The 17,619-nt window shown below is 71.9% G+C and carries 14 protein-coding genes; 10 read left to right on the top strand and 4 right to left on the bottom strand.

The genetic code is table 11. The annotated features are described in order from the left end of the window. Window positions 1–101: 101 nt before the first annotated feature. The 5 genes from ACFO8M_RS07405 (at window position 102) to mqnC (ending at window position 6,732) form a co-directional block, all read left to right on the top strand. Window positions 102–2,933 carry a hypothetical protein gene (locus tag ACFO8M_RS07405; RefSeq protein WP_387972684.1) on the top strand — a complete coding sequence of 944 codons (2,832 nt, stop codon included), beginning with the start codon at window positions 102–104 and terminating at the stop codon, window positions 2,931–2,933. Window positions 2,934–3,366: 433 nt separating this feature from the next. Then, window positions 3,367–3,657, top strand: a complete 291-nt coding sequence (locus ACFO8M_RS07410) for an HPr family phosphocarrier protein (RefSeq protein ID WP_387972686.1) — start codon at window positions 3,367–3,369, stop codon at window positions 3,655–3,657. Between the two features lie 172 nt (window positions 3,658–3,829). Continuing rightward, window positions 3,830–4,675 (top strand): menaquinone biosynthetic enzyme MqnA/MqnD family protein, encoded by an 846-nt coding sequence (locus tag ACFO8M_RS07415; RefSeq protein WP_387972688.1) that lies wholly within the window; start codon window positions 3,830–3,832, stop codon window positions 4,673–4,675. Between the two features lie 56 nt (window positions 4,676–4,731). Next, window positions 4,732–5,505: an FAD-binding oxidoreductase gene (locus ACFO8M_RS07420; RefSeq protein WP_387972690.1), complete on the top strand. Its 774-nt coding sequence runs from the start codon at window positions 4,732–4,734 to the stop codon at window positions 5,503–5,505. A gap of 69 nt (window positions 5,506–5,574) precedes the next feature. Continuing rightward, window positions 5,575–6,732: a cyclic dehypoxanthinyl futalosine synthase gene (gene mqnC, locus ACFO8M_RS07425; protein ID WP_387972693.1), complete on the top strand. Its 1,158-nt coding sequence runs from the start codon at window positions 5,575–5,577 to the stop codon at window positions 6,730–6,732. 155 nt (window positions 6,733–6,887) lie between these two features. Here mqnC and ACFO8M_RS07430 read toward each other — a convergent pair whose 3' ends face one another. From ACFO8M_RS07430 to ACFO8M_RS07445, 4 genes are all read right to left on the bottom strand, one after another. Beyond that, window positions 6,888–8,171 (bottom strand): trypsin-like serine peptidase, encoded by a 1,284-nt coding sequence (locus ACFO8M_RS07430; RefSeq protein ID WP_387972695.1) that lies wholly within the window; start codon window positions 8,169–8,171, stop codon window positions 6,888–6,890. 164 nt (window positions 8,172–8,335) lie between these two features. After that, window positions 8,336–10,105 carry a potassium channel family protein gene (locus ACFO8M_RS07435; RefSeq protein WP_387972698.1) on the bottom strand — a complete coding sequence of 590 codons (1,770 nt, stop codon included), beginning with the start codon at window positions 10,103–10,105 and terminating at the stop codon, window positions 8,336–8,338. Between the two features lie 55 nt (window positions 10,106–10,160). Next, window positions 10,161–11,183, bottom strand: a complete 1,023-nt coding sequence (locus ACFO8M_RS07440) for a GNAT family N-acetyltransferase (protein ID WP_387972700.1) — start codon at window positions 11,181–11,183, stop codon at window positions 10,161–10,163. 71 nt (window positions 11,184–11,254) lie between these two features. Next, a complete protein-coding gene (locus ACFO8M_RS07445; protein WP_387972702.1) occupies window positions 11,255–12,229 on the bottom strand; it encodes a lytic transglycosylase domain-containing protein in 975 nt (324 codons plus the stop codon). A gap of 621 nt (window positions 12,230–12,850) precedes the next feature. Here ACFO8M_RS07445 and ACFO8M_RS07450 point away from each other — a divergent pair. The 5 genes from ACFO8M_RS07450 to ACFO8M_RS07470 all read left to right on the top strand — a co-directional run bounded on the left by ACFO8M_RS07450 (window position 12,851) and on the right by ACFO8M_RS07470 (window position 17,617). Then, window positions 12,851–14,554 carry an adenylate/guanylate cyclase domain-containing protein gene (locus ACFO8M_RS07450; protein ID WP_387972705.1) on the top strand — a complete coding sequence of 568 codons (1,704 nt, stop codon included), beginning with the start codon at window positions 12,851–12,853 and terminating at the stop codon, window positions 14,552–14,554. A 351-nt stretch (window positions 14,555–14,905) separates the two neighbouring features. After that, a complete protein-coding gene (gene hemL, locus ACFO8M_RS07455) occupies window positions 14,906–16,213 on the top strand; it encodes a glutamate-1-semialdehyde 2,1-aminomutase (RefSeq protein WP_387972708.1) in 1,308 nt (435 codons plus the stop codon). Then, window positions 16,210–16,863: a histidine phosphatase family protein gene (locus ACFO8M_RS07460; protein ID WP_387972709.1), complete on the top strand. Its 654-nt coding sequence runs from the start codon at window positions 16,210–16,212 to the stop codon at window positions 16,861–16,863. Before hemL ends, ACFO8M_RS07460 begins: the two co-directional genes overlap by 4 nt. 2 nt (window positions 16,864–16,865) lie before the next feature. After that, the gene (locus ACFO8M_RS07465) at window positions 16,866–17,462 is read left to right on the top strand and encodes a TlpA family protein disulfide reductase (protein ID WP_387972712.1); all 597 of its coding nucleotides are present in this window, start codon (window positions 16,866–16,868) and stop codon (window positions 17,460–17,462) included. Then, window positions 17,459–17,617: a hypothetical protein gene (locus ACFO8M_RS07470; protein WP_387972715.1), complete on the top strand. Its 159-nt coding sequence runs from the start codon at window positions 17,459–17,461 to the stop codon at window positions 17,615–17,617. Before ACFO8M_RS07465 ends, ACFO8M_RS07470 begins: the two co-directional genes overlap by 4 nt. The last annotated feature ends 2 nt before the right edge of the window (window positions 17,618–17,619 follow it).

Here is a 17,619-nt window from a genome sequence, read left to right on the forward strand (position 1 = left end):
CCGGTTGATGGCACGATGGTTGTTGAGTTGCCCGATTGACGACGCTCCAGCCCCGAGGAGGCTCCGTGGACGGAAACAGCTGTAGCTCCTGCGGTCAGCGATTGACGTCCGGGCAGCGCCGCTGCCCCCAGTGCGGAGCGCCGCTGCCACCGCCGCTCGGAGGCTTCCCGGCCGAGAACCAGTACAGCTCGTACGGTGCGGCGCCGGCCGCGCCCGCGTACGGTGCGGCGGCAGTGCCGCAGTACGCCCCTCCAGGAGGCAGTCCGGGCTACGCGCCTCCGGGCGGCGACCCCGGTTACCCGCAGTCGAACCAGGCCTACGGCGCCGCTTCGGTCCCCGAACCGACGTACGCGCCGCCGGGCGCCTACCAGCCGACCGCCTCCGACAACTACGGCGCGAACCAGGGCTACGCGGCCGTCCCACCCCAGCAGTACGGCCAGCCCGGCGCGAACCCGGCGCCCGGCTCGCCGCCCGTCCAGCACTACGGCGCGCCCGGCGGTTGGGCTCCGCAAGCGGCGCCTCCGGGAATGCCGCCACAGGGCTCTGCCCCTGTTCCCGTCCCCGCGCAGGGCTCTGCCGCCGTGCCGCAGTACGGCGCACCGATGCCGGGCGCCTACCCGGCGGCCCCGCCGCACTCGGGTTCAGCGCAGATCCCGCCGTACCCGCAGCCCGGCATGAACGGTCCCGCCTCGGGCTCCGCGGCGGTGCCGCAGCAGCAGTACCCGCAGCACTCAGGTCCGATCGACGGCTCGCAGGGTTCCTCGCGACCGGCCCCGCCCTTCCAGCCGCCGCCGTTCCAGTCGGCGCAGTCGCTGCCTCCGGTCGCGGCTCAGCCGCCCGCCTCCGCGCCGTTCTCGCCGCCGGTTCCGGAACCGTACGCAGCCCCGCCTGTTCCCGAAGCCCACTTCACGGCCCCGCCCGAGCCGCCCGCCGCGAGCGAGTCGTTCGCCGAGCCGCCGGTGCCTTCGCCGGTGACGGGCGCGCCGTTCGCTGCGCCGCCCACGACAGGCGGTTTCAGCCTGCCGTCGGCCGAGTCCGGCGCGTTCGGCGCGCCGAACGCGGACCAGCCGGGCCTGCCGGCCCCGATCCCGGACGGCACCCAGATCCTGCGGATCAGGCCGAACTCGGCGACGCCGCCCGCAGAGGCGCCCTTCGCGGACCCGGAACCGATGGCGCCCGTTGCCTCGGGTGCGGCTCCCGCCGGTTTCAGTGTGCCGCCCGCCGACAACGTGCCCGGCGCGGCCTACGCGGCGCCGGTCCCGGCGCCCACCGAAACCCCGAGTCCGTCTTCGTACGCCGAAGATGACGCGTCGCTCGACGAGACGTCCTCGCACACCGACGACCATGCGCCGCTTGACGAGACGCCGTCGGAACCTGTCATGTCGTTCGGCGTCCCCGAGATCCCGGCCCAACCCGGACCCGCGGCCGAAGCGGCTCCCGCCGGCGGCCCGACCGTGGTCGAGGCCGTCGAGGACGATGACGACGGCGCTTGGGACGAGCTGCCCGACCCCGAGGAGGACGACGAGGACGTCGAGCTCTCCGCGGAGGAGGAGTCCTCGCTGGCCGGTCTGGGCGACGACGTGCCCGGGGAGTCCCTGCCGCCCGCCCCGGCCTCGTCTTCCAGCGCGGAGCCGGATGAAGACGAAGCGGACGAGCCCGGGATCGAACCGGAGCTCGACGCGGCGCTCGCTGAGACCGCCGTGGTCGAGGCCCCGACCCCCGGCGCGGACCTGGTCGAGGCGGCCGAGGCCGCTTCGGATGTCGCCGAGGCGGTCGGCGTCGAGGTTCCCGAACCCGAGTCGGCCGAAGCGGCTCCCGCCGGCGGCCCGACCGTGGTCGAGGCCGTCGAGGACGATGACGACGGCGCTTGGGACGAGCTGCCCGACCCCGAAGACGATGACGAGGACGTCGAGCTCTCCGCGGAGGAGGAGTCCTCGCTGGCCGGTCTGGGCGACGATGTGCCCGGGGAGTCCCTGCCGCCCGCCGAAGCGCCTGCGGCGACAACGGGTTCGGCCGAGGCTTCAGACGGGGGAGCGATCTCGCCCGTGCTGGACGCGGTGCTCGCCGAGGCCGCGGTCGTGGAGGCGCCGAGTCCCGGTGCCGACGCGGCTGAAGCGGTCGAGGCCGCCGAGCAAGTTGCCGATGCCGAACCGGTCGTGAGCGGTACCGTCGCGGACCCGATCGTGGATTCAGTTGCGGCCGGGCCGGAGTCCAGTTTCGTGGAGTCGGGGATGACGGTCCAGGAGGTGTCGCCCTCTGCGGACGCCGCCCCCGAGCCGCCGATGCTGACCGATTCGCAGCCGACCCCGCCCGGTCCGCTGCCGGATCCGTTGCCGGGCCCGGAGCCGACGCCGCCTCAGCCTCGCCCTGAGCCGGTGCCGCATCCCGAGCCCACGCCGCCGCGTCCTTCGCCGCATCCGGAACCCGTGCCGAATCCGGAACCGACACCGCCGCAGCCGGAGCCGCTGCCGCCCAATCCTGAACCCGGCCCGCCGATCCCGCGTCCGGAGCCGTCGCCGCTGCCGCGCCCGGAGCCGCTGCCGCCGAACCCGGAGCCGGGTCCGCCGATGCCGCCGATCCCGCCCGTGAACGACAGCCCGTTCTCGGACGCGGCCCCGATCGAGCCGTACCCGACGCCTGAACCGGAGCCCGCCGCGGTGCCGGAGAAGGCCCCTGAGGAGGGGCCGCAGTCGGCGGTCGGGTCGACGCGCAAGAAGGTCGTGAACGCGCCGGACATCAGCCTGTTCGAGGAGCCGTCGACGAAGACCGGCGCGCACCAGCTGCCGACGGTCAAGCCGGCCGCGGACGCGGACGGTTTCAAGCCCGGTCGCGCCCGGGTGAAGAATCTGCTCGACCGCTCCGAGCTGCCCGACCACATCCCGCTGCCCCGCCCGACCGTCTACGGCGCCAAGCCCGCGGACACCGAGGACTGACCCCCTCCGACCGCTTGCTTGCCTGACACGTTCGGGTGACAAGCGGGCCGGAGGGCCCGGTTCTTGTCGTACCCGGGCGGGACGATCGGCGCTACGGTTCTTTCCCCTCTTGTGGTGGGCGGGGGCTGGGGACGGCCTGAGGCGGAAGGCGGCGGCAAGCCCGGGGAGGCAAGGAAGCGGCGGGCCCGAGGAGGCAGCGGCACGCCCGGCGCGGCAGACAGCGGCAGGCCCAGGGCGGTATAGGGCCGCAAACGCCGACCGACCCTCTTCCCGCGCCGAGTGTCCCGCTTCCCGTCGCAATCGCCGAAAACGCGTCCGCCGTCCCCGACCGCGGTTCATCCTGGTGCTGACGGGCCGCTCGACGCGGCCCTCGAGCTTCGCGGGGCGGGCCGTTCGCGGCCCGCGGCCCGCGTGATCGGGGAGGGTGAGAAGCATGGCGGAACGCCGTGTCAAAGTGACCACGGAGGTCGGCATCCAAGCGCGGCCCGCGACGGTCTTCGTCGGGACCGCCGCCGAGTCCCGAAACGATGTGGCGATCGCGAAGCCGGGCGGAGACCCGCACGACGCCAAGTCGATCCTGCAGGTGCTGACCCTCGACGTGCGGTCCGGCGACGAGATCGTCCTGACCGGCGACGACGAAGCCGTCCTCGACCGTCTCGTCGCCCTGGTGAGCGAGGACATGGACGCGGGCGGCGTCGACATCGTCGACATCGACGAGAACTGACCGGGGTCGCGGACCGGCGAAGGCCGCATTGCAGCGAACAGCCAAGACCGAAGGCCGAACCTCGCGCGGGCCCGGCGGACGGAGACCGTCCGCCCGGCCCGTCGTCGGTGATGTCCGCGACGCCGCCTCCGCGCCGGTACCCCCTAGCCGCGCGACAGGCTACCGTCGAAGCGTGAACATCGCACGGCGCCCCAGGGTCGGCCACATCGCGTTCCTCAACTGCCTGCCCATCTACTGGGGACTGGCGCGGACGGGCGCGCTGCTCGACGTCGACCTCCACCGCGCCCCGCCCGACGAGCTCAGCCGCCGCCTCGTCGCCGGCGACCTCGACATCGGCCCGATCACCCTGGTCGAGTACCTCCGCCACGCCGATGACCTGCTGCTCATCCCCGATCCGGTCGTGGCCGCCGACGGGCCGGTCCTGAGCGTCAACCTCGTCACCAAGACCCCCCTCGCCGACCTCCCGGAAGCCCCGCGCGTCTCGCTCGCCTCGACCTCGCGCACCGGCGTCCTCCTTGGACGGATGCTCCTCGAGGACCGCTACGGCCGCAAACCCGCCTACACGGTCACCCCGCCGGAGCTCGATGCCGCACTCCAGGACGCCGACGCCGCAGTCCTCATCGGCGATGAAGCCCTCCGCGTCCACCACGACCCGGCCGGGCATCACGTCCTCGACCTCGCCGCCGAATGGAAGGACTGGACCGGCCTGCCGATGGTCTTCGCCGTCTGGGCCGTGCGCCGCGCCTACGCCGAGGCCCACCCGGGCCTCGTCAAGGACGTGCACCTCGCCTTCCGCGACTCGGTCCAGAAGAGCCGCGAGGGGATCGACGAGGTCGTCGCCTCCGCCGCCCGCTGGGAGCCGTTCCCGCCCGCCGCGCTCGCCGAGTACTTCGAGCGCCTCCAGTTCGGCCTGAGTGAGCGACACCTCGCGGGGCTGCGGGAATTCGCGTCCCGTGCGTCCCGTTATGCGGATATAGCGCCCCTCCGGGACGACGGGCCGGAGTTCTTCCAGCCGTGAACCGGTGCCGGGCCCGAAGCCCGCACCTCCGAGACGGACGACGAAGGGACCCTGCTGTGGCCGTCGAGTTGAAGAAGCCCCGCAAGAACCGCCCCGCGTGGCACAAGCTCACGGTGAGCCGCGTGCGGTCGCTCACCGAGGACGCCGTCGAGGTCACCCTCGCCGTACCCGAGGAGCTCCGGGCGGCCTTCGACTTCAAACCCGGCCAGCACCTCACCTTCCAGCGCGTCGAGCCCGACGGCTCCGAAGTGCGCCGCTCCTACTCGCTCGCCTCCACGCCCCGCGAACTCGCCGAGCACGGCACGCTGCGCCTGGGCATCCGCTCGATCCCCAAGGGCAACTTCTCCGGGTACGCGAACCGGCAGCTCCTGCCCGGCGACGTGCTCGAAGTCCTCCCGCCGCTCGGCCACTTCTGGACCGAGATCCGGCCCGACCGCCACTACGGCTCGGTCGTCGCCGGTTCCGGCATCACCCCGATCATCGCCATCGCGACCGCCGCCCTCGACGCCGGCGCGACCGTGACCCTCCTGTACTCCAACCGCACCGAGGAGTCGACGATGTTCGCCGCCGAGCTGCGCGAGCTCCAGCGCGAGCACGGCGAGCGGCTCCGCCTCCACCACGTCCGCACCCGCGCCGAAGGCGACTCCCCGCTGCTCACCGGGCGGCTCACGCCCGAGCGGCTCGGCGAGGTCGTCGACGCCGGGCTCATGGACCCGCACGAGGTCGACGAGTGGTTCCTCTGCGGCCCCTACGAGATGGTCCTCGGCGTCAAGGACGTCCTCGAGGACGCCGGAGCGCAGCGCATCCACACGGAGCTGTACACGGTCTGAGGCGAGACCCACCAGTCACGGCGCGCGGGCGCACTGTCCCGAACGGCGCTCCGGCGATACGCTTCGTGCATGGCCGAGATTGACGATGTCCTCGCCCGCGCCGCCGACGGCGGCGCCATCAGTGCCGAGGAAGCCCTGCTGCTCTACACCGAAGCGCCCTTCCACCCCCTCGCCGAGGCCGCCGACACGGCCCGCCGGCGGGTCATCGGCGACAACATCGTCACCTACATCATCGATCGCAACATCAACTACACGAACGTGTGCGTCACCGCGTGCAAGTTCTGCGCGTTCTACCGCGCCCCCAAGCACGACGAGGGCTGGGCGCACCCGATGGAGGAAGTCCTGCGACGCTGCGGCGAGGCCGTGGGCCTCGGCGCCACGCAGGTCATGCTGCAGGGCGGGCACCACCCGGACTTCGGCGTCGAGTACTACGAGGAGCTGTTCTCCTCGGTCAAGCGCGAATACCCCGAGCTGGCGATCCACTCGATCGGGCCCTCGGAGATCGCGCACATGTCGAAGGTCTCCGGCGTGGCGATCGACGAGTCGATCCGCCGCATCAAGGCCGCCGGGCTCGACTCGATCGCGGGGGCCGGGGCCGAGATGCTCCCTTCGCGCCCGCGCACGGCGCTCGCGCCGCTGAAGGAGTCGGGGGAGCGCTGGCTGGAGATCATGGAGGCCGCGCACCGGCAGGGCCTGGAGTCGACGGCGACCATGATGATGGGCACCGGCGAGACCGCGGCCGAGCGGATCGAGCACCTGCGGATGATCCGCGACGTGCAGGACCGCACGGGCGGGTTCCGGTCGTTCATCCCGTGGACGTACCAGCCGGAGAACAACCACCTCAAGGGCCGCACGCAGGCGACGACGCTGGAGTACCTGCGGCTCTTGGCGACCGCGCGGCTGTTCTTCCACAATGTGCGGCACCTGCAGTCCTCGTGGCTGACGACGGGGAAGGCCTCGGGTCAGCTGAGCATGCACCTCGGCGTGGACGACCTCGGGTCGATCATGCTGGAGGAGAACGTGATCTCCTCGGCGGGCGCCCGGCACCGGTCGCGGCTCTCGGAGCTCATCGGCCTGATCCGCACCGCGGACCGGATCCCGGCGCAGCGGAACACGCTGTACGAGCGCATGTCGATCCACTGGACCCCGGAGGACGAGCCGACCGACGACCGGATCCGCTCGCACTTCTCGACGATCGTGACCGAGCTGCAGATCCAAGCGAAGTAGAGGTGAGCGGAGGGTCCTGGCAAATCGGACATCGTCGGGCCCGGTCTCGGCGAAGCTCGCGAGCCCTGAATTGGCGCAGCCTTGACCCTGCATCAGGGGTATGACAAGACGGTGGGACGGGAGCCGATCGGCTCCCGTCCCACCGTTTCATTCGGTCAGATCAAGTGGTCGATCTCGGCCTTGATGAGTTGGGTGCTCACACCCGAGTTCGGGCAGCCGCCGAAGTGGTGCAAGGCGATCACCTCGTGCGAGTCGCGCGACAGCACCGGTGAACCGGATGATCCGAACTCGGTGTCGCAGTAGTACGAGACGTCGCTCCCGGCCACGTAACCGTCGTAGACCGCGTGCTTCACCACGCAGTTGCCGCCATCCACTGAGGACTCCATGGCGATCTCGGTGGGTCGGCCCGCGGGGTGCTGCGGGATGTAGATCGCCTCGCCGCTGCGCGCCGGGCGGTCCGCCAGATCCAGGTATCCGAACCGCTCGACGCGGTCGAAGTCGTCGACGCTGAACAGCGTGTAGTCCAAGGACTTCGAGGTCGCGAGCACCTGCGAGCCGTTCACCTTCACCGGCGTGTTCGCGATGTCCGCCCCGCACGCCACGCAGCCGTAGCCGAACCACACCTCGGTCGCCTTCGCCTCCCGCGACTCCGTGAAGCAGTGGTGGTTGGTCAGCAGCCGGTTGCTCTCGCCCACCCGGAACGCCGTGCACAGCACGGTCCCGTCGATGAGCAGCCGCGCCACGGGGTCGGCGTGGTCCACCACGTCCGGATAGGACGTCCGGTAGCAGACCGAGGCCCGCTTCTCGTCGCCCTCGCAGACGCTCTCCTCGGGCCGGGACCGCTCGGCCTGCTCCGCCGCGAAGCCGTCCACCACGTCGGCGGCGAACCCGTACGCGGCCTTGTCGATCAAAGCGCCGAGCGCCGAAGAGCCGCCGGAGTCGGACTCGCGGTGCAGCTCCACGATCGCCGTGTCACCGGTGATCGAGGTCGCCCACTGGTCGATCATCGACTCCTCGTAGCGGTACGACTCGGCCCCGTCGGGACTGGAGACCGTCACATAGTCGCCCGCGTTCAACAGCAGCCGTTCGAAGTGGACCTTGACGTAGCCCGCGTCGGGACCCGAGACCTGCAACGAGTCCGCGTCGTCCGCGTACGTCAGCGACTCCGCCACCTCGGTGACCTCGCCGACGTCGACCAGGCCGAGCAGCTCGTCGTCCACCGGCAGGAGCTCGGTGGTGCCGTTCAGCAGCGCCTCGTCGAGGACCGTCGTCACCGGCTCGTCCTCGGCGAACGCGCTGGGGACCACGACCGCGGCCCCGCCCAACGCGAGCGCCCCGGCGCTCGCCGCGAGGATCAGTTTGCGGCGCTTGCGTTCGGCCCCGCCCTGCCCGGATCGCGATGCCCTGTGCCGCGATTGTCCGGTTCGTGGTTTCCGCACGCTTGCCGCCACGGTCGGCCCCTTTCGTGAGAGATGTGTCGACCGTTCAACGAGCGAGGCGGACGGAAGTTGCGCCACGAAAGGCGGGAAGGCGTGGGTCACACGGAAAGGCGTCAGCAGGGGACTGCGCGAGCGCCGTCACGCGCCCCGGGAAGCCGCAAGGCCTACCAGTCGGCCCCGCCCGGCCGGCAGCGCTCCAGGATGTCGTTGAGGCCCTTCCTGGTCGCCACCACCAGGAGCGTGTCGCCGCGCTCGACCCGGAAGGCCGCGTCCGGGTTCCAGCTGATGGTGCCGCCCGCCCGCTTGACCGCGATCAGCCGGTGCGAGCCCACCTTCGTCGCCCGGTGCGCCGCCGCGTCGTCCATCATCGAATCCGCGCCGACCTCGAACGCCTCGATGTACGCGATGTGCCCGCGCACCGGGATCGTCACCAGCACCTTGTCGTCGGTCAGCCGCTGCGCGAACCGCGCCGAAGCCACCTCGGGCGCACTGTAGGACGCATGCGGCGGCGCGTCCTGCGGCGGCGTCGCCCGGTTCAGGTTCTGGCGGATCAGCGAAGCGAACTCCGGGTTGTAGATCCGCATCACCGTGCGCAGCCCCGGATTGCACTCCAGGCCCGACAGCGCCGCCTCCAGGTTCGCCTCGTCCTGCTTCGCCATCGCCACCAGCGACCGGCAGTGCTCGATGTCGGCTTCCTTCAAGATCTCCTGGCTCGAAGCGTCGCCCAGGAGCACCTGCGCTCCCTGCGCCCGCGCGGCCCGCACGCCCATCGCGTCGCGGTTCTTCTCGATCGCCACCACCGGGATCCGGCGCGCCCGGAGGTTCTCCACCACCCGGGTCCCCATGTTGCCCAAGCCGACCACGATCACGTGCTCCCGCACCCGCCGGGTCCGGCGGCCCTCCGAGAGCGCGTACCGCCGGTCGACCACGGCCTGCACGATCGCACCGGTCGCGAACGGGATGAGGAGCGAACCGGTCAGCACCACCACCGCATGCGTGGTCTTCAGCCACGGGTCGGCGGTCATGTCCGGGTCGATCCCGCCGCCCGCCAACAGCGCGAGCAGGTAGAACACGTCCCCTTCGCCGCCGGCCGGATTCGAGCCGCTGTCGTTGCCCAGCAGCACGAAGAACCCCGCGGTGAAGATCGCGAACAGCGACACCGCGAGGATCACCAGGCTCTTGTTGAGCATGCCCCGCAACGTGCTCGCCGACTCCTTGACGCCCAGCACCGCCTTCGTCCACCGCGGCCGGATCCGCCCCGGCCGCTTGTCGTAGGCCAGCCACAGATACCGCAGCGCCTCGGACTCGTCCTCGGGGATCAACTCGACACCGGCCTGGTTCCCGCCAGCCACGACCCATTGCGCCTCGGCGCGCTCGTCGCGCCGCCGCGCCAGGTAGAGCCGCCGCCCCCACACGTTGATCTCGCCCGGCGGCAGCTGCTGCAGCGCGGCGAGCGCGTACGTGTCGGCGACCATGTCCGCGTCGGACTCGACGTACACGCCGTCCTCGCTGTCGCCCAACAGCTGCTGGATGTTGTCCCGCAACCCGCTGTTGTACATGCGGATGACCAGCCGCGGCAGCGACTCGTCGCCCAGGTAGTGCGACATCTCGCGGATCTTCAGCGCCAGATGGAGGTTCCCGACGTCGTTCTGGTCCATGAGCGCCACGGCGTAGGCGTCGGTGAGCCCGGCCTCGCGCACCGTCTCGGCGGTGACCTGGGGCCTGGTGAAGACGACGAGGTTGCGGTTGGTCTCGGCTTCGCGGCGGATCTCGTCGCGCTGGCCGCCGGGGCCTTCGGGGAAGACGGCGATGACGCGGAAGGCGTAGCGCTCGATGAGGTGCTTGATGAAGCGGAGGGTCAGGCCGTTGTCGCCGACCACGATGACGCGGCGCTCAGCGGGGGCGTCGTCGTAGCGCGCATGCCGGGGGTGCATGTGTGAATTCTACGGACCGTTGGCGAACGATTGCGGCACAAGGCCTTCCGGGGCCTCAGCTGGGGCGGGTGAGGCGGGTGAGGAGCTTGTCGATGTCGGCTTCGTAGTCGTACCAGTCGACGTCGTGCACGAAGCCGAGTTCGGCGTTGATCCAGCGCACGTCGTCGGCGGTCTCGAGGGTCCAGGTCTGCACGTCCACGAGCTGGGGTTCGGCGCGGCGCAGTTCGGTGAGCAGGCGGGCCTTCATGGTCATCGCGAGCCCGTAGGAGCGGTGCTGGGGGGCGACGACGGTGTCGTACTGGTCGGCGCGGGTGGGCCGCTGCGCGGAGACGACGAGCTCGGTGAGGCCGACGACGTGGCCGAAGGGCTCGGCGATGGCGACCGCGATGTGCGAGCGCATGCCGCGCTTCGCGAGGGTCTTGAAGGAGTCGCGCAGGCCCGGGGCGTAGGCGGAACTGCGCCATTCGGGCACGAAGGCGACATTCGCACCGCTGCGCAGATTGGCCTTGACGTCCGCGTAGGAGTCCATGAGCCGGTCGGGGACGCCGCCCGCGTGGTATTCGAGCCGGTATCCGGCGGCGAGGCGCCCGGCGGCGTGCTCGATCTTCTCCCAGTCGATGTCGGCCCAGCGCAGGAGGTGGCGCTGCTCGACGACCGAGCGGGCGAAGCCGTGCCGGTCGTAGAAGCCGACCGCGGGCGTGGTGGCGATGACCTCGACGGAGAGGGTCCGGCAGCCGTTCGCCTTGGCGCACTCGGCGACGGCGCGCAGGAGCCGCGAGCCGACGCCCTGGCCGCGCGCGGAGGGTCGGGTGGACATCTCGACGACGCCGGTGCCGGCCTGCTCGCCGCCGAAGACGATGAGGCTGGCGTGTCCCACGAGGTCGCCGTCGGCGTCGCGGTCCATGAACAGGAACCGGCGGTCGTCGGGGAGCGACGCGGTGAGGTAGTCGCGGAGGCGGTCGGTGCGCCAGCGCGGTTCTGCCGGCATGTCCGCTGCGGTCATGTCGTTGAGCACCGAGCACCAGTCGTGGAGGTCGTCGGCCGTCATCTCGCCGGGAGCGAGCTGCTTCAGGGGCATCTCTTATCCTTACCCGAAATCGTCACCGAACGGAACCCCATCCTCACCGCACGCAGCGATCAGGGGTGCTGTCAGGCGGTGCTCTCCCGGCCGTACTCGTCGGCGCGGTCGAAGACCTTCTTGACGTAGTCCTCGCGTGGGTTGTAGCTGTGCACGGCGGCGTACCAGCCGTCGGGGGTGCTCATGTCGCGGTCGTCGTGGCAGAGGTAGTTGGCGGCGGCGGTGACGGCGTCGTCGATGTCGTGCGGGTTGGTCTGCCCGTCGCCGTCGCCGTCGGCCTTCCAGTTCTCCCATGTGCTGGGGAGGAACTGCATGGGGCCCATCTCGGCGTATCCGGAGCCGATGATCTCGGTCAGGGTGGTCCCGTCGGCCTGGATGTGGTTGCCGCCGGTGGTGCCGTGGGTGGTCTCGGTGGCGCCGATGCCCGCGAGGGTGGTCCAGGAGAGGTTGCAGCCGGGGTTGGCAGTGGCCGAGACGAGCTCGGCGCGGCCGTAGGCGATGAGCGCCCGTTCGGGGATGCCGAGGGCGGTGAGGCTCGCGGCCCACGAGTCGAGGCTGGTGGTGCCGGCGGGGGGCGTGGTCGGTGCGGTCGTTGGGGACTCGCCGGTGAGGTTGTCGCCGACGGGTGCGGTCTCGGCCGGCAGGCCTGCGTCGGGGGCGTTCTCGAGCGCGTCCTCGGGGGTGAGGACGAGCGGGGCCTCTTCGGCTTCGGGGGTGGGTTCGGTGCCGAAGGACCAGGCGGGGCCGGCGCCGGGGACGATGAACCAGCCTGCGGCGAGTGCGCCGATGAGGGCCAGTGCGGTGACGGCGACGTGGACGGTGAGGCGTCCGGCCGGGGCCCGCAGTCCCCGGTAGGCGGCTCGCAGGCCCCTGCCGATGGTCTTGACGCCGCGCCACAGTGCCTTCGGGGTGCCCTTGACGGCGCGCCACAGCGCTTTGGGGCTGCGCTTGACGGCGCGCCACAGTGCTTTGGGGCTGCGCTTGAGGGCTTTGAGGGCGAGGCGGGGGAGGGCGGCGATGCGGCGGGGGAGGGTCGCGAACCACACGGGAGGGGGTCGTCCTTTCTCGGTCGGGGCTGCTGGCGCAACTCGAGCGGCGTGCGGCGGGGGAGGGTCCGGCGCGGTGGTCCGGCACCGGTGCCGACGGGCCGAAGGTGCGTCCGGGACCTGGCGGGGTGGTCGGTCGGTCAACGCTGCGAGGCGTATTCGCGAGGGACCGGACTGCAAGCGAGTATTCCCTAGTTTCGTCCCCACGGGCAACGCCTGAGCGTCAATAATTCCGAAATCGGCCGCGACCGAGTGGCGTGCGACTCGTTCTCCTATCGGATCGGTGGTTGCCACGAGCAAACCCGCGGCGAGAGTGCCTCATGTCCGCGTCTGCGCTGGAAGCGGCGTTCAGACCTTGTGCCAGTTCCCATCACGGCAGGTAACCGACTGAGATGGGGGTGACACTGTGAGGCCGCTGGGCATTGTGCCCGCGCACCAGCGCGCCACAGCCCGGCATACGGGGGCTGAACGAAAGTTGATCGACACGTGGATACGACAACGGCATCGCACGCCGCACTGACCTCTCTTGCAATGCCCTTCGGAGACACTGGAACGAGATATCGGAACGCGTCCGCCCCGCCCTTGGGGGACAACGGACCGGAGTATCAGGATTCGTCTGATGTGGCCGGTCATCGCGCCGGAGGGGACGCTGCCGAAAGCACCATTGGGGACCTCGGCGAGGGTGCCCGGTCCGCCGCACTGCCCTCTGGTGACGTCACGTTCATGTTCACCGACATCGAGGGTTCGACGCGCCTGGCCTCCGGGCTCGGCGCCGAGCGCTACCGGGTCGTCCTCCACCGCCACCGCGCGCTCGTCCGCGAGGTCCTGCGCGCGACCGGCGGCACTGAGATCGACACCGAGGGGGACTCGTTCTTCGTCGCCTTCCATCACGCCGCGGACGCCTGCGCCGCCGCGATCGGCATACAGACCGCTTTGCGCGCCGCCGACTGGCCCGATCACGGACCGGAGTCCGGCGCGCCGCGGCCGCGAGTCCGCATTGGACTGCACACGGGGGAGGCCTGGCCCTCCGCGGGCGGCTACGCCACACCGGAGGTCCACCGCACCGCCCGCATCTGCTCCGCCGCACACGGCGACCAGGTCCTCGCGTCCGCTGCTTGCGCCTCCGCCGCCGCACTGCCGCCCGCGGCGGTGCACCGCTTGGGCGACTTCGAACTGCGCGGCCTGCCCGGCGCGACCGAACTCGTCCAGCTCGCCGCACCGGGACTGCCGAGCGCCTTCCCGCCGCCGCCCGTGCGGCCCCTCACCCACCACCTGCCCGCCGACCTGAAGACCCCGGTGGACAGGCCCGCGGAGTACCGCGAACTCGACCGCGCCTTCGCCACGCACCGGCTCGTCAGCCTCACCGGCCTCGGCGGCTGCGGCAAGACCACCGTCGCGAAGGCCTGGGCGCGGCGGCGGCTCGCGTTCTACGAGCACGGCGTCTGGTACTGCCGCGCCGGGGACGACCTCGGCGCCGCGCTCCTGCACGCGCTCGGCCGCCGGCCCGAGGTGTTCCGGCCCGCGCTCGACACCGCCGCGGACCGCCTGCGCGAGGCCAAGGCGCTCCTCGTCCTCGACGACCTCGACCGCGCCCACGCGGGCGATGTCGAACGGCTGCTGCAGAGCTGCCCCGACCTGTCGATCCTCGCGGTCGGCGCCCGCCCGCTCGAACTCCCCGGCGAGGCCAAGCGCGCCCTGGGCCTGCCGCCCGAGGACGTGGGCGCGGGCATCCTCGCCGGGTACTGCGAGGAGCGCGGCGCACCGTGGACCTTCGCGGACTGCCGCGTCCTGGCGGCCACCGTCGAAGGCTTCGTGCCCGCGCTGACGGCCCTCGCCGAGGTGACCGCGCTCGGCTCGCCGGGCGTGGCGCTGCGGTACCTCACCGACGACCCGGTCGGCGCGCTCGACGCGGGCGGCCGCTTCCGGGCCGCGATCGAAGAGGCGGTCGCGGCGATCTCGGGCCCGGCCCGCGCGGTGCTGCTCGAACTGGCCGGCCGGGCGGGCGGCGCCACGGTGGACGCGGTCCTGGACCTGTGCCGCCAGCGCGACGGGAGCCTGGAGGCGCTGGTGGAGCTCGTGGACGTGGCGCTGGTGGTGATCGAGCGGCCCGCGATGGACCAGGCGGTCTACCGGGTGCCCGCGCCGCTGCGGTGGCTGCTGGTCGGGGCGCCGGTGGAGGAGGCGACACCAGGGGAGCGGTCCCCGGCGACGGAGCCGACGCGGGCCGACCGGCTCCAGCCGCGCGCGGCCGTGGCCGCGAGTCTCGCGGACCGTCTGGTGCACCCGGTGAACTTCGACGGCGCGAGGATCAGGGCGGTCGCCTAGCGCGCGCAATGGGATCGGCGGCCGGGGCGGCGGGCGAAGTGCCCGCCGCCCCGGCCGGTCCCGCGCCGAACCTGGGACCTCTGCCTGGTGACACCCCGGCCGCCGGGGCCCGCTTCGGCGGGATTCCTGTCGGACCCCTGCGGGAGGATCGAGCGGCGCGACGATCTTCTTTCCCCTCTAGCCGGTGGGTGGGGGTCTTGTGGACGGCCATTGCCGGGCGATCGCGAAACGCCCGCAACCCGCGCATCGCAGAGCCCCGCAAGCACCGCGCATCGCCTGCGCACATGGCCTGCGCGATAGCGGTGCGGGCCGATTCCGGTTCGCCCGCACGCCGTGTGCGATGCTGAGCCGGTGACTGACAGGCAACCGCAGGCCGCTCGAACCCACACCGCCTCCGCAGCCGCCATCGCGCGCGCCGCCCGGGTCATCCCCGGTGGCGTCAACTCGCCCGTACGCGCGTTCCGCGGCGTCGGCGGCGACCCGGTCTTCATCCGCGAGGCCTTCGGCGCCCGCATGACCGACGTCGACGGCAACGTCTACATCGACCTCGTCGGCTCCTGGGGCCCGCTCATCCTCGGCCACGCCCACCCCGACGTCGTCGCCGCGCTGACCGCCGCCGCGGCCCGCGGCACCTCCTACGGCGCCCCCACCGTGGGGGAGATCGAGCTCGCCGAGCTCATCGTCGAACGCACCCCCTGCGAGATGGTCCGCCTCGTCTCCTCCGGCACCGAGGCCACCATGAGCGCCGTGCGCCTGGCCCGCGCCGCGACCGGCCGCGACAAGATCGTCAAGTTCGCCGGCTGCTACCACGGCCACGCCGACTACTTCCTCGCCGAAGCCGGCTCCGGCGTCGCCACCCTCGGCCACCCCGACTCGCCCGGCGTCCCGGCCGCCGCCGCGGCCGACACGATCGTCGTCCCCTACAACGACATCGACGCCGTCGAAGCCGCCTTCGCCGCCCACCCCGGGCAGATCGCCGCGGTCATCACCGAGGCCGTCCCCGGCAACATGGGCGCGATCGTCCCGTTCGACGGCTTCAACGAGCGGCTCCACGCCCTCACCCTGGCCCGCGGCGCGCTCCTGATCTCCGACGAGGTCATGACCGGTTTCCGCGTCGCCCCCGGCGGCCTCGCCGCCCCCGCCGACCTCTACACGTACGGCAAGGTCATGGGCGGCGGCCTCCCCGCCGCCGCGTTCGGCGGCCGCGCCGACCTCATGAACCGCATCAGCCCCGCCGGGCCGGTCTACCAGGCCGGGACCCTCTCGGGGAACCCGCTCGCCGTCGCGGCCGGGCTCGCGACCCTCCGCGCGTGCGACGACACCGTGTACCGGACCCTGGACGCCACCGCCGCCGAACTCCAGCGGATGGCGACCGAGGCGCTCACCAAGGCCGGCGTCCCGCACCACGTCTCGGCTCCCTCGAACCTGTTCAGCGTCTTCTTCAGGGAAGGTCCGGTCCGCAACTTCGACGAAGCGAAGGCCCAGGACACCGAGGCGTACGGCGCGTTCTTCCACGCCATGCTCGACAACGGCGTCTACCTGCCCCCGAGCGCGTTCGAATGCTGGTTCACCTCGGCCTCCATCGACGAGGAAGCCCTGTCACACATCGAACAGGCCATGCACATCGCGGCCGAAGCCGCGGCTAAGGTGCGATCATGAGCGGTACCACGACCATCGTCCACCTCTTGCGCCACGGCGAGGTCCACAACCCGGACGGCATCCTCTACGGGCGCATCCCGGGCTTCGGCCTGTCCGAGCTCGGACGCGAGATGGCCGTGGCCGCCGCCGAGCGCCTCGCCGGAAGGGACGTCGTCCACGTCGGCTCCTCCCCGCTCCAGCGCGCGCAGGAGACCGCCGAACCGGTCGCCGCCTCGTACCGCATGGACGTCACGACCTACGACGGCCTCATCGAGGCCGGGAACTCCTTCGAGGGCCTGCGAGTCGGCGTCGGCGACGGGGCCCTGCGCCGGCCGCGCTACTGGTGGCGCCTGCGCGACCCCTTCCGCCCCTCCTGGGGCGAGGCCTACCTCGACATCGCGCGCCGCATGATGGACGCCCTCGAGCAGGCCCGCATCGCCGCCGAAGGCTCCGAGGCCGTCCTCGTCAGCCACCAGCTGCCGATCTGGACCGCCCGCCGCTTCGCCGAGCGCAAGCGCCTGTGGCACGACCCGCGCAACCGCGAATGCTCGCTCGCCTCGATCACGAGCTTCGTCTACGAAGGCACCTCGCTCGCCCGCATCGAGTACTCCGAGCCCGCCGCCCACCTGCTGCTCAAGTCCGAGACGGCTCGGAAGGCCAAGGGCGCCTAGCGATGGGCCTGCGGCGGAGGACGATGCTGGCGGCCGTGCCGCTGCTGGGCCTCGCGGCATGCTCCGAGTCCGGCGGCGAGAACGCGAACCGCGTCAACGAGATCAACCGCGACCGGTACGTCTCCGGCGACGGCTCCAACTACCGGTGGGAAGAGCCCGGCGACCGCTTCGAAGCGCCCCGCCTCACCGGTGACGACCTCGACGGCAACCCGATCGACACCGACGACTGGGCCGGATCGGTCCTCGTCGTCAACTTCTGGGGCTCCTGGTGCCCGCCCTGCGTGGCCGAGGCGCCCTACCTCGTCGAAGCCGCCGCCGAGTTCAAAGACCAAGGCGTGCAGTTCCTCGGCGTGAACATCCGCGACACCGAGGACCCCGCGAAGGCCTTCGAACGGCGCTGGGCCGTCGAGTACCCGTCCATCAGCGACGAAGCGGGCCGCATCGCGGACCAGTTCGTCGACTACGGGCTCTCGCCGAACGACATCCCCGCCACCATCGTGATCGACGCCGAGCACCGCGTCTTCTCCATCTGGCGCGGCGAGCTCGACGACGCCGAGACCCTCATCGCCGACGTTCGCAAAGCCCTGGAGCCGTCATGAGCCAGCCGCCCGCCCCGAAGTCCGCTCTCCGCAAGGCCGCCAAGGGCGCATGTCTAGCCGGAACCGCCGCGCTCGCCGCCGTCGCGGTCGGCACCCTCGTGAAACGCCGCCTCGAGGCTCCTTCGGATCCCTTGCCGCGCAAGGAGTCCGAGTGAAC

Source organism: Glycomyces rhizosphaerae (assembly GCF_042647865.1).
Lineage (GTDB): Bacteria > Actinomycetota > Actinomycetes > Mycobacteriales > Micromonosporaceae > Glycomyces > Glycomyces rhizosphaerae.